13 protein-coding genes are annotated in these 12,344 nt (G+C 50.7%); 6 read left to right on the top strand and 7 right to left on the bottom strand.

The features are described from left to right. The first annotated feature begins 170 nt into the window (after window positions 1-170). The 5 genes from L6D81_RS28570 (at window position 171) to L6D81_RS28550 (ending at window position 4,060) form a co-directional block, all read left to right on the top strand. On the top strand, window positions 171-728 hold the full coding sequence (locus tag L6D81_RS28570) for a hypothetical protein (RefSeq protein WP_236182895.1): 558 nt from the start codon (window positions 171-173) through the stop codon (window positions 726-728). A 48-nt stretch (window positions 729-776) separates the two neighbouring features. Then, entirely contained in the window at window positions 777-1,427 is a 651-nt protein-coding gene (locus tag L6D81_RS28565; protein WP_236182894.1) for a hypothetical protein, read from the top strand. Beyond that, window positions 1,424-2,530, top strand: a complete 1,107-nt coding sequence (locus tag L6D81_RS28560) for an RES family NAD+ phosphorylase (RefSeq protein WP_236182893.1) — start codon at window positions 1,424-1,426, stop codon at window positions 2,528-2,530. Before L6D81_RS28565 ends, L6D81_RS28560 begins: the two co-directional genes overlap by 4 nt. A 29-nt stretch (window positions 2,531-2,559) precedes the next feature. Further along, complete coding sequence (locus tag L6D81_RS28555; RefSeq protein ID WP_236182892.1) at window positions 2,560-3,399, top strand: abortive infection family protein; 840 nt, start codon at window positions 2,560-2,562, stop codon at window positions 3,397-3,399. Between the two features lie 76 nt (window positions 3,400-3,475). Next, entirely contained in the window at window positions 3,476-4,060 is a 585-nt protein-coding gene (locus tag L6D81_RS28550) for a hypothetical protein (protein ID WP_236182891.1), read from the top strand. Window positions 4,061-4,077: 17 nt separating this feature from the next. Here the strand turns inward: L6D81_RS28550 and L6D81_RS28545 are convergent, their stop codons facing one another. The 3 genes from L6D81_RS28545 to L6D81_RS28535 form a co-directional block, all read right to left on the bottom strand. After that, the gene (locus tag L6D81_RS28545; protein WP_236182890.1) at window positions 4,078-5,667 is read right to left on the bottom strand and encodes a relaxase/mobilization nuclease domain-containing protein; all 1,590 of its coding nucleotides are present in this window, start codon (window positions 5,665-5,667) and stop codon (window positions 4,078-4,080) included. Continuing rightward, window positions 5,664-6,008, bottom strand: a complete 345-nt coding sequence (locus tag L6D81_RS28540) for a hypothetical protein (protein WP_236182889.1) — start codon at window positions 6,006-6,008, stop codon at window positions 5,664-5,666. Before L6D81_RS28540 ends, L6D81_RS28545 begins: the two co-directional genes overlap by 4 nt. A 674-nt stretch (window positions 6,009-6,682) precedes the next feature. Continuing rightward, window positions 6,683-6,892: a hypothetical protein gene (locus L6D81_RS28535; protein WP_236182888.1), complete on the bottom strand. Its 210-nt coding sequence runs from the start codon at window positions 6,890-6,892 to the stop codon at window positions 6,683-6,685. Window positions 6,893-7,228: 336 nt separating this feature from the next. On the opposite strand from L6D81_RS28535, the gene L6D81_RS28530 reads away from it, so the two are divergent. After that, complete coding sequence (locus L6D81_RS28530) at window positions 7,229-8,761, top strand: type IV secretory system conjugative DNA transfer family protein (RefSeq protein WP_236182887.1); 1,533 nt, start codon at window positions 7,229-7,231, stop codon at window positions 8,759-8,761. A 241-nt stretch (window positions 8,762-9,002) separates the two neighbouring features. On the opposite strand, the gene L6D81_RS28525 is transcribed toward L6D81_RS28530, so the two are convergent. From L6D81_RS28525 to L6D81_RS28510, 4 genes are all read right to left on the bottom strand, one after another. Continuing rightward, on the bottom strand, window positions 9,003-9,803 hold the full coding sequence (locus L6D81_RS28525) for a matrixin family metalloprotease (RefSeq protein ID WP_236182886.1): 801 nt from the start codon (window positions 9,801-9,803) through the stop codon (window positions 9,003-9,005). Window positions 9,804-9,897: 94 nt separating this feature from the next. Continuing rightward, window positions 9,898-10,824: a hypothetical protein gene (locus L6D81_RS28520; RefSeq protein WP_236182885.1), complete on the bottom strand. Its 927-nt coding sequence runs from the start codon at window positions 10,822-10,824 to the stop codon at window positions 9,898-9,900. A 314-nt stretch (window positions 10,825-11,138) separates the two neighbouring features. Further along, window positions 11,139-11,663 carry an ankyrin repeat domain-containing protein gene (locus L6D81_RS28515; protein ID WP_236182884.1) on the bottom strand — a complete coding sequence of 175 codons (525 nt, stop codon included), beginning with the start codon at window positions 11,661-11,663 and terminating at the stop codon, window positions 11,139-11,141. Then, window positions 11,660-12,344: hypothetical protein (locus L6D81_RS28510; protein ID WP_236182883.1), on the bottom strand; the 685-nt coding region annotated here is incomplete at its 5' end. The genes L6D81_RS28515 and L6D81_RS28510, both read right to left, overlap by 4 nt.

Below are 12,344 nucleotides of genomic sequence, written 5' to 3'. Positions count from 1 at the left end.
CTGCCACGCTGAATCCGCAGATAATTTTGCAGTCGTTCACGTCACGCTACCTTCGGGGAGTACGTCGTGTTTGTTGCACACTTAATGAGCTAGAAAATGGCTTGCAGCGCGACAAGGAAGGTTATAGGACATTATTAACACCCAATAGTGGTTGTTGCTCGGGGAGAAACATGAGCGAAAGTTCCTTCAGATCAATTCGGAATGCCACAATTGCTTCTGTGATTGCTGGCATTGTTCTATTGCTAATACCGGATGCCAGGGCATATATCGGAAGATTTTTTTCTTGGGTTTGGTCTGGCTTGGCATGGTGCTGGAATGGCCTCATGTCATCATACGCCTTGCCTGGCTGGGTATGGCTCGTAGTCTTTTTACTTTCTTTTATCGGTGTGGTTAGTATCTTTTTGAGTCTGAGAGGAGAACCAGATAAGCCCGAACACTTTTCCTACGTCGAAGACTCCATGTATGGAACAAAATGGCGCTGGCAATGGGTTTCCAATCAGATATTTAATCTCTGGTGTTATTGCCCAAGGTGTGAAGCTACGCTTGTTTATGACGATAGCTCTTGCCGCAACTATTTGGCCAACATAAAGCAAACAGATTTTATCTGTGAAAACTGCGGCCATTCAGTCGTCGCCTCTATTCCTGGTGGAAATAAGACTTATGCATTAGGAGCAGTAGAGCGTGAAATCGATAGGCGAATTCGGACTGGTGAATACAAAAAGCACTAACGAGCCGCGAACCATTAATTTTTCCGGTGGATTTGTGGAGATTTAATTATGACACGAATCATACGTAAAGTTGATATTGACTCATGGCCGATATCCGACACGCTTAATGAGCGTAAAAATAGACTTCATTCCGTACCAGAAGCCGCGTCCCTACTGGCAACGATTCTCGCCGAAGCTGAAAGTGCGGCTACAAGCCAGACTCTTTCGATCACTTGGGAGGAGTCATGCGCTCAACCAGGATTTTTCCGGACAAATGGACGAATCCCCCTCAGCGAAGATACTTTTGATCTGCTTTTCAACGGACGCTCTGGATATCGCGCACAATACTATCTATCTCCTGAAGAAGGCATACTCTTCAATAGAGATATTGTTGTCGGGCTGTATAAAGCGATTGAAATCTCATACAGAAACGATCCGCTGGACGTGCCTATTGAACTCATCAGAGCATCCCTGATCGCGCCGCACTCAAAAATTTGGATTTATAATGAGAAAGCTGCATTTAATGAAGCAGATAGCGAAGCATTAAACCCTTTACGGTGGGTAGCTAGCGGTAAAACCCGTGGCCGCAAAGCTCCACTGCCGAAACACCTTACTATTGACGTAAAAGGTTCGTTCCTTCATCCCACTAGCCATAAATTGTTCGTTGACGAACTCAAGTTAGATAGGGCTTGGGATTTATTCAACAGCGGATTCACTTGAAGCGCGAAACCATGATTGAAATAGGCACAGGTGGTCAGGAATTAGAGGGGAGTAGTATGAGTATAGTTTTGTGTTCGAATTGCTTTGTTGATCAAGGGTTGCGTCTGGATGCGGAACGTATCGGCGAGGACGTCGAATCGGTCTGTCCAAACTGTATGGATTCAAGTGGGCGTAAATTAACTGCTGATAGGCTGGCAGCGCTAGCCTATCGTTTTTTTGTCTGGGGAACTCTTCATCGCTGCGATTATGGCGCTGCCCCAATCGTGCAATTCAATGAGCATCAAAAAACCAGCATCAACACGTCACCTTGGTTTGAAAAAGATATTGAGTTGATTGGAAAAACTCTTGGTGTGGGCTTCTTCTATTACGGTCCTCGGCTGTGGATGGTAGGTGAAGTGGAGCCGCTGAAGGCGCTTCAAGACGAGAATGGCCGTGCCGAAATCATTCAGAGAGTCATTACGGAATATCCAGAAATGTATTTGAATGATACTCAAATATTTTATCGGATTCGAAAGGGCCCAAAAGCGCCTCACGAGACTGGTGAATACGATGCTCCACCTGAAGAGTTTCTCGGTGATGGGCGATTAGACTCGCCAGGGTTTCCGGTCATGTACGGATCTCAGGACTTGGAAGTTTGCGTACATGAGTGCCGCGTTACAGCGGAGGACGAACTCTACGTTGCCACGCTCTCGCCAAATCGACCGTTGAGGCTTCTCGACATTTCGCGGCTACTCCCGGAAGAGGACGTAACCGAGTTTGAGAGTTTGGATATGTCAGTTCATATGCTTTTCTTGGCCGGAAAGCATTCATATGAAATTTCTAGGGAGATTGCACGCGTAGCGCATGCGGCAGGATTTGATGGCGTTATCTACCCATCGTATTTCAGTTTGCTGCGTACGGGGTCAATGCCCTTTGAAACAACATATGGCATTTCTCATCGTCGGGTCCCACACATGCAGGATTACGAACAAGCAAAATCGATTCCAAATTTTGCACTTTTTGGTAGGCCACTACAGGAAGGCAAGGTTTCCATTAAATGCATAAACAAACTGATACTGAGCCACGTTAGCTACGGGTTCCATTTTGGTCCTGTTGGATATTAACGCTCCCGGAAAGCTATATAGGATAGTCCATGGAAAATTATAACATACCCTCTTACTTGATCTCAGCAGTTGCGGACACGGTTGCAGAGTCGGAGACTCATGCAAGCCTTGATAGCTTGTTCATGTACGCAGATGCGCCTGGAGAGCCGCCAGATGGAAGTAAAGCAGTTAAGGCGCTAGAGTGGTTGCGACGGATAAATAAAGAAAATGGTGTAGATCGGTTGCTTGTCTTGGGGCGCATCATTGAAAAATATATGGAAGAGATAACAGACGAAACTTCCTTTTGGGTGACTCAGGAACAGATCGACGCCAAGAAGAAAAGAGTATCCAATATAAAGAAGGCATTGGAGCGTTCTGGGCTTTCCTACTCCCAAGGCGGTGTTCTGTCTAAGGGTGAAGGTCTTGCAACAAAAACACTTTCTGAACTCATAAAAAACAGAAACATTCAAGCTCTAGACTTCGAGTTTGAGAGAGCCATTAAAAATGTCGAGTCCAGTCCTCGTGAAGCAATTTCAGCCGCCTGCAATATTCTAGAGTCAGTCTTTAAGGTATATATTGAAGAGCACTCTCACCTGAATCTACCTGCCAAGCAGGATCTACAATCTGTTTGGAAGATTGTAAGAGCTGATCTGGGACTGGATGCCTCCATTTTGGAGGAGCGGGATTTGCAAGAGATTGTCAGCGGAATAATGGCAACTGTTAACGGTATCGGAGCATTAAGGACACATGCTAGCTCTGCACATGGAGCAGGAAAGAAACCATACAATATTAAGCCGCGCCATGCGAAGCTAGCAATTCACTCGGCACACACTATTGCCGCATTTGTCCTTGAGACGTGGGATGAGAAAAGCCGAAAGAATGCATCTTAATATACAGCACAAGTCTCCTCATGGAGTTTGTGCTAAAACAGCATTCTATAGAAAAAGTCATGAAAGGTGAGCGTGAATGACGACTTTAAAGTTCTATCTAAGCCTTAGAGAAGAAATACTGAAAAATATTTCCGGCGTTGAAAATTCCCATGAATACTATAGCTGGGATGACACTAGCCCGAACTGGCTTACCAAAAGCCGTCTGGACTCATTGCTGGAGAAATACATTCTAATCGCTAGAAATCTAGGGGTTTATATAGTCACAAGATATGCAAATTGCGACAACCCAAAGCACGAATGGTATCCCACAACAAACCGTTACGGGATTAAAATTCCTTACCAAGATGAACGTTTCGTATGGGCCGGAGAGCAGCTTTATCAAGGTGACAGATTTTCCACATGCCCCTGCTCCCCCAAAAACCAGCCTCACAAAAACTGGGTAATTGACGACATAATTTACGACAAGAAATTTAACGCCGAAGACTGTGAGACTATTGCCCTTATTCTTCAAGACGTAAAAATGGCTGTTGAAAAATCTGGAGATAAAAAGGTTCGCTCCGGAATACGGGAATATCTGCTGAGAGCTGTATTAAGAATTAATGACGCAATATTGCCAAAATCGGTGGATGACTATATTGCAGAAATCCGTGCAGCGCTTTAACAAGAATTACGCCGCTATTACCTCTCCCGATCATGCTCGTCGCCCTTGCGGTGACGCGGCGGCGGGATCGGCTTGGACTTCTCAAGCCCATCACCTTCCCGTTGCTCCTGCTTTCCTTTGCGCAACATGGCGGTGGCGCGATCAAACGCCGCCATCACGTCAGGAAACAAGCTGCGCGGCGTTTGAGCCCTTTCGAATGCTGCCATGACATCAGGAGCCGCGCCCCTGCCCTGAACGCGCTTGCGACCCATCAGGCGATCCAATGACGGTATCACGCCGTCCTTGCCGCGCGCCCGGATGCGTTGCGTCTGCTGCTGGTCGCGCATCAAAGCTGAAAGCTCCCGCTTATCGATTTTTTCCAGCGATTCGCTCTGGCGGTCGAGGCCGAGCGTCTGAAGCTTGAGGCGGAATGCCAGCGTTATGGCCTCTTGCGATTGCTGCGATTTGAGCAAGGTGTGCTGATCGAGATAGAAGCGAATACGCTTCGCATCCTGGTAGTGGTGGAGCTTGTGCCGTAGGAAATTCACGCCACTGACCTTGCCGAGGAATTCAGCCAGGCCTGTGGGGCGGTTTTGATATCGCTCCAGGCGCAGCTTTCGCATGAGCACCAGATGATCCTTGCGCAGACTGTCCCGCTCTGCCCGGTGTTTTGCCTGCTGCGCCAAACGCAGGCAATGCTGCCGGTGTTTAAGTGCTTCACGCTGCTGCTCCAGTACATGCCGTCGCTCCCTCTGCGCATCTTTGAGATCAGCGAGCTTGTCGGCGTAATCCTCCTCGCGGATCGAGTGCTCGACCAACTTCCGGTGGGCAGCAACAAGCTTTTGCGCCTCCTCAGCGGTTGGCAGCGATTCACATGGGAACTCTTTCTCCAGGAACTCACGGATGTCTTTCGTGCGGACGGATTTGTCGTCAATGAGCCGGGGCAGCGCATTCACGTTGCCGTATAGATCGACCAACACATAGGGGCGGTTGCCAGTCGCAAGCATGTAGCCGCGCTCACTCAAAGCCTGGACGAACGAGCGCGCATCGTCGCTCTGCTGCCAAGCCTCGGTGACCTGCCGTTTATGGTCGTCCGTGGACAGCCCCGTTTGCTGCAACTGCGCCCGCTCGTAGAGGGAGAGCTGACCGACGTTGCGGGATTTTTCGTATCCGGCGGGAAGCGTCAGGCCGTGATCTCGGGCAAATCCCCGTGTCACCCGCATCAGCTTGTCGCGGTCAAAGGCCAGATGGACGGCTTTCTGGTTGTCGGCATCAATCCGTGACCAGACCACATGACAATGCTCGCGGCCATCTTTGATATGGAACACCACGGCACGGGGCTGATTTCCGAGACCCAGGGTTTCTTCGGTGCGGCGGATATAGTCCATGTACTGATCGCGGGTCAGCGGCCCCTGCGCGGGATCAGGGTTGATCGACATGCTGTAGAGGTACTTCTGGCACCGGGTCAGTGTTTCGGCCTGCACTTGCCATTCCTTGAAGGCACCATGCAGATCAGCGGCAATGGCTCCTCGCAGATCGGCCACCTCCGCCAGCTCATTGTCGTAGGCGTTCATCAGGTGAGTTGCGAGGTCTTGGCCACTGCCGCGCTGCGAGGAGAAAGGGATCATGGTTCCCTCCCCAGAGCCAGCATGAGATAGCTCCGAATTTCCGCGAGCTCATCCCGGCACTCCTGAAGGAGAAGATTATGGCTGCCCTCATCGGGTGAACCGCAAGCCTGCCCCAGCCGGTCGTTGATACGGGCGGCCTGCGACAGCAGCATGGCAGCCAGTTTACGATCCAGGGATGAGATGGGTCTTGCGCGCGGTATTGCCTGCCCGAACACGGCTTCGGTGATAAAGGCGTTGATCGACTGACCAGAATTCATGACGCGCAAGTGAAACTCATCGCGCAGCCGTTCGGGCGGGCGGTAGGAAATAGGCGCAGGGCGTTTTTTCGATCGTCTGGTCATGCCATCAACATATCGGCTCGATAGACGCTGCCTCCTCTCGGTTTCCACTCAGCTGTCAGCGGCGCGCTACTGGTCGATGGGATTCCAAAGGGAGAGCTGACATCTCCTTTTGGTCGGCACCGGGCCGAATTCCCGGTCGTGGTGTCAGGACGCGAAAGTCCTGATCGAGGGTCGCAAGGGGCTACGAAGTGCCCTTTGCTCGATGGAGTGCAGAGGAGAGCCGAAGTCTCCTCTGATCGTGATGCAACGACGAACCGTTGCGCTGTAATCCCTTAGCAAAAATATTCCCTAGAATATTTGCGCTTAGGGATTCCCAGGGGGGATCGCGGGGGACTGGAAGTCCCCACGCAAGGTGGGCGTGGTAGTACCACGCACACCTTGTGCTCACTTCGTTCGCATCTGGCCCTTGAGTCCAGTGTATGGCTGGGGATATGAATATTTTCTAAAAAAAGCCGACCGATAAATAGGTCTCTCCTTTTCAAGAAATGTCTTTCTGGTCGTCCATAGCACGGCTGTGTATGCATGGATACAAATAAGTCCCGGCTCAAGGCAGACAGCAATGTACTTGTACGGATTGCTTGTGCCGGGATCGAAACGGACCTAAGACGACTGATACGGATTGAAAAAAAAGACGAGCCTTGCGGCCCGTCTTTGTGATGGTCGATCAGTAGCGATTAATCGCTGGGCTGTTCGGTGCTTTCAATCTCGTAAAGCATGAAGTCGGAGACGACCTGCGTACCGGCTAATTTTATGAAGAAAGAACCATCGGCGTTTTTCCAGGCGACACCGATGCGTTCGTACACGGTTTGCTCGCCTGTGCCTTTGCGGATCTTCGCAACGAAGCCGGGTTTTCTGGATTCAGAAGTGGTGGATTTGGTGTTCATGGTTTAGCTCCTTTTCGCTTGCGGCTGGTTTATTCCAGCGACGAGCCCCCTTACAGCCAGAGAGCGACGACGTGTCATGGGCAACACGGGCCTGCACCAGGGCAACGCCCGAACAGGTGCAGGCTTGGGCGCGGGCCGCCCATTGACACGCTGGCAAGGCATCGGCGAACGATGGCTAAGGGTAAAGGCTTATAGCTGGGATAAAGGCAGCCCCGAAAAAGGGAGCGCTTGAACACCCCTTCCACAGCCTGAACTGAACGAGAGGATTTCGAGGTGAAGGCTGCATACAGGCGTATGCAAAGCTCGTGGCAACCACCTTCGGTTGAGGCCAATATCATGAGCGATTTCTTCCAGGAATTTATGCGGGACGTACCGCGTGGCGACTCCACCCGGCCTTTACGAGAACAGAAGGTGCCGCAGGCGCGATGGATGAAGCTCGAAGACATCGCCGCGAGCAACATACTCTCGTATGACCCGCGCAAGCCGGGGAAGAAAGTCCTGATCGGTGCGCTGGGTGATCAGCTTATTGGCATCGAGGATGACCGCCATATTCTCACCGTGGCGGGCTCTCGTTCTGGTAAGTCGGTTGGTCTGATCAGCAACCTGCTGTTCTATCCGGGCAGCGTCCTGGCAACCGACCCCAAGGGCGAGTTGGCGGACATCACGGCAGATAAACGTGCGGCCCTGGGGCAGAAGATTTATGTCGTTGACCCCTTCGGTGTTTCCAGCAAAGCGGCCCCAAAATACCGCGCCTCGTACAACCCCATGAGCCTCCTGAAAACAGGCAGCGAGACGTTTCTTGAGGATGCCGCACTGATTGCCGAGTCGATTGTTGTGCAGTCGGCAGACCAGAAAGACCCGCACTGGGATGAGTCCGCCAAGAACTTTATAGAGGGCGTGATTATTCATGTGGCGACCGCCGAACAGCACTCCTCCAAGCGTCACCTCATCACAGTGCGGGAACTGATAAAGCGCGCACTATGGATGGAGCCGAGCGATGACGAAGACAGCGAGGACGCGCCAGGGAAGCCTCTCCTTTATGAGGAGATGATGGACAACGGATACCGGCTGCAAGACAACCCGGAAACAGAAGACATTGGCAGCTCTGTCATAGCGGCGGCGCTCGATTTCTACGGCAAGAAAGGGGCGGAGCTTTCCGGTGTTCACTCCACTGTGAACCGGCATACGAAGTTTCTCGACTACTCGGCCTTTCGCAAAGTTTTGAAAGAGCATGATTTCGATTTGTCAGAGCTGAAAAGCAATCCGGCAGGCGTCAGCATTTACCTGTGTTTTCCTGCGACACGCATCGAGATCGCCAGGCGCTGGATGCGGATTTTTATCAACCAACTGCTCGACACGATGGAGCGGGAAAAGACGATCCCGCCTGCCCCCGTGCTGGCCTGCCTTGATGAGTTCCCGGTACTGGGCTACATGAAGCAACTCGAAACCGCCTCCGGCCTGATTGCATCGTTCGGCGTGAAACTCTGGGTGATCTTGCAGGACTGGAGCCAGGGTAAGGCGCTATACGGTGAGCGATGGGAAACCTTTGCCGGTAACGCCGGGATCATGCAGTTCTTCGGCAACAATGATCTGGCAACGACCGAATATATTTCCAAGCTGCTCGGGAAAACGCAGGTGGAAGTCGCGCGCACGGGAGAGGTCGCCCAAGATCAGCAGCACAAGGGACTATCGGGCCGGTCCGAAGCCATCGAGCTTTACGACCTGATGACGCCAGATGAAATCAGGCGTCATTTCTCGCGCCACGATCCGCTACAACGTCAGTTGATACTGTGGGCCGGTCGTCACCCGATGATGCTGCAGCGGGTGATCTGGCACCAGAAGGATGGTGCGCTGGCATCTTACCTGTAAGGAGCCAGTGACCACATATGAGTTATAGCTTCAGTTGTGAAGCCTTTGCTGAAATGCTCTGCTGATAATACTACCAAAACCCTGGCCAATCTCACCCATCGAATAGGTGCCGAAGAGGATGTGAATCACTCTAATTAGCTCTTAATGACATACATTTCCACTTTTGCCTTTTGATCCCCCACCATGCCGTGGGCCTCCGTTTTCTTGAAAGGAGACCCACGGCACAAGTCCGAACCCATTGCTACTTCAGATCATGATAAGGCTTAACTTGAACGATTGGCGTACCATTAATTTTCTGAAGCGCACCACTCCAGACTTGAGAATATAATGTCTTCAGATCCATACGATCAGTTGCTGTCAACTTGCTGTCCTCACCATAATTCATGATGCTGAACTTATTATGCTCACCATAGATTACTGATGGCCAAGCGCCTTCCAAGTCTGCCGCAAAAAAATGGCGCAGACCAAAGATGTGACCTACCTCGTGCACCAAAGTCTCAATTTGTTCTTCCCGACTCAATTGAAACATCTTAGGGTAAAGCGTGAGCTTATCTCTGCCACTGCCTGGAAAGAAGGCGCTAGCCAGCACATAACCGGTGTCGTCACTACCATCATCAATCTGATTCATGTAAATTTCAAAATCGTACGCATCCGTGTCTTCACGAAACATAACCGGTGCAGAATCCTCCCAGGCAAAGACGGCTTCGGCAAATAGAGTACGAATCGCCGACTTCGCTTTGTCTGGAGTCTGGAAATACCTCATTGACCCCTCATGAAATCGATAATGTAGTGTTCTATTTATCTCCCACAGTGGAATGAAACCATCCGATGCATCCAGGACGATTTCAACTGGCTTGCGGTTATCTGGCGTTCGATAACCACGTTTCTCCGTACAACAGAGTATGGACAGTCCTTTCCCATAACGATGCATTTCCAACTGCGCAGGTAAAAAAGGATTTGATTCGTTACTTGGCTTTAACCAGTCACTAGGAATATCACTTGAGCTGTCCAACTTTTTTGGCACCAGAGTTGATATTTTCATAGAACACCCTTCCTGAATTAAGCAACTTAAAAGTCAGCACTCACCACGCTAATTACAATCTCTCAACTTACATTAAGCTTCCCATCTAATGGAGCTAGTCTGCGCTTTTCGCCTCAAATTTATTTTTAAGGGCATCCTTGACAATCGGACCCAGAGCATCAGTGACGGCTTTGATTTCCGCTTTGGCTTTTACGTCAACTCCGGCCAAAGAGCCAGATTCGACTACCGAAAACTTGATATATATATCACCAACTGAATAATACTGCAGGGGCTGGGAGTAATTGGCGAGCCCTTTACTTACATCCAGCCGCACAGGAGACGCATTCACTCCAGCATTGGCGACGCTTACACCACCTACGCTGACCGCATCCGCCGCACTCTCAACTTTCTCGCCATCCTTAAATGACAGGACTGCTAATCCGATTGACAAGCCAACTTTTCCTCTTCCATCACTTTCCTCTTTAGTTATAGCCAAACTAGTTTTCGACACAACTGCAAGCGGCGTAAATTGCATCGCTGAGACTTTGTCGCCTCCAGAATTAAAATCTCGGTTCGCTAGCAATACTGCCATGTAGGCATTGAATGGGTTTTGGCGATCATAGCGTACAAGTGCATAGCAACTGTGCTGCTGCCATGCAGCCGGGGTACCGAACCAAGTTGCGCTCCATGTTCGCATCGATTTTTCCTGTATTTCCTCCACTTTCGAGTTTGCAGCATCCACAGCTAGATCCCAAGCCACACCGCCCAGCGCCGTAAGTACCCCAGCGCCTAAGGTCGCCATTGTTTTAGGAGGGGAGACCCCACAGGTCTTTATATCATCCTGCAGATTCTTTTTTCCGAACCAGGCTTCCCAAAGCGAGATACCCTTACCATCAGTTTTGAGTAGTGTATCGGTAACGGGTATGACAGCTGTCAGCTCTTGCTCCGCGCTAGCAGCCTCAGTTGTAGGAGTAGCGATGATTTTCAAAGTTTGACAACCGCTCAGCAATACAACAGACATCATCATGAATGAGATACGCATGTCCATCTTCCTGACTAGCGCCGAACGGCGTTATGCCACTCCGCTTATGCGGTATAGCTCAACTGATTGAAGATGGAGGCTACTGCCATAGAAAAAATTGCTCTATAGCTGCAAAAAAAACGCTCTAGCCACAACAAACAAGACACCTACGTGGGTATATCGCATTGAACATGCAATCGAAATTTTTGCTACCAAAGCTTATTAAGTATTTCCCCACCACAGCCTATGCAGGCAAGTCATATTAGGAGAGACGAGTCTAGGAAAATCATCATCCGCAAGCAAGGCATCCGCAAACTCATCAGGCGACATATTGTCTATTCATCATCACTTGGCGCACAAAGTTTGGACATTAAATTTCCTTCATACGCTTGCCGCACCTCTTTTTTCTGAAGAAGTAGGCCTACTGCGTAATCCTTGCCCCACTCATAGGCCAAGTCAGACGCAAGGCGTCCTTTGTTGTCCTTGAGCAGGTAATCGCATTTGCCGCTATTCACCAGCAACCGGATACAAGGCCGGAAACCTGTGGCCGCCGCGTAGTGAAGTGCAGTCATCCCGAATTTGTCCCTGGCATTCACGTCAATGCCCAGAAGGAGATCAAGTTCAACCTCACGCACATCGCCAGCCTTCACTTTCTGGAAGAACTCTTCCTGCCGCATGAGGCCGCTTGCCTGGCGGAGCCGGGCGTCTTCTTCGCGCTCCTCAGGAGTCATCCGCATATCGCCATGACGGACATTTAACTCTTCAGACAAATCTATCGGACCGTAGCCGTAGGCTTTCTTTACGGATTCGATAGGGGAAAGCGTCTGCGCCGGTTCTTTATTCTTCTCAGTCTCACTCATGTCGTGGCTCCTTCAGAGGAGACAGGAATAAACCTGTACACGTTGGGAAGAACGGCGGGCTCTGCGTAATAAACATCACGCGCCCATCTGTCTCTGCCGGTCGCAACACCGTTGCGCATCAAGAAGAAGCCGTTTTCAGTAAAGTCGCCATGCAGCTCGCCTGCCTGCACATAGGTCATGCGTCCGCCCGGCACGATACCATCGAGAAATATGTGCAGGATTTTCATGGGCGTTATGGGGAAGCCATAGCCTTTTCTGCGCGTGGTCTTTATGAACTCGCTGTCTTTGGCTTTCTTGCGGTATTTGAGGGCGTCATTCCTCATGCGCGCGGCCACGTTTTCAGCCTGCACGGCTTCCTCGACGCGCAGGAACCCGCCTGCCTTATCAGGAGTGAGGGTGAGTGTGATGGTGCGTGATTCCTTCGCACCCGGTTCATCAGGGAACTTGAAGGTAAACGTCCCCTTGAACGCGGACACAATATCGCCAGAGCCGGTGTAATCGTTGGCGAAGAACTCGTGCAAGGCGAGAAATGCGGCCAGATCCTGCTTTTCCTCCTGGAAAGTTTCGGGATCAAGCAGGCCTTCATCCAGGAGGAACCTTAAAACGTCCCGCAGGCGGCCAATGCCCAAGGACTTGTTGATGTTTTCGGCAAAGCGACGCAGGGCTTCTGACTTGAAGAGA

The organism is Pseudomonas sputi (genome assembly GCF_021603585.1).
Taxonomy (GTDB): Bacteria; Pseudomonadota; Gammaproteobacteria; order Pseudomonadales; family Pseudomonadaceae; genus Aquipseudomonas; species Aquipseudomonas sputi.
Note: the sequence above shows the minus strand (reverse complement) of the source record. Positions and strands in the feature narration are given on the sequence as shown.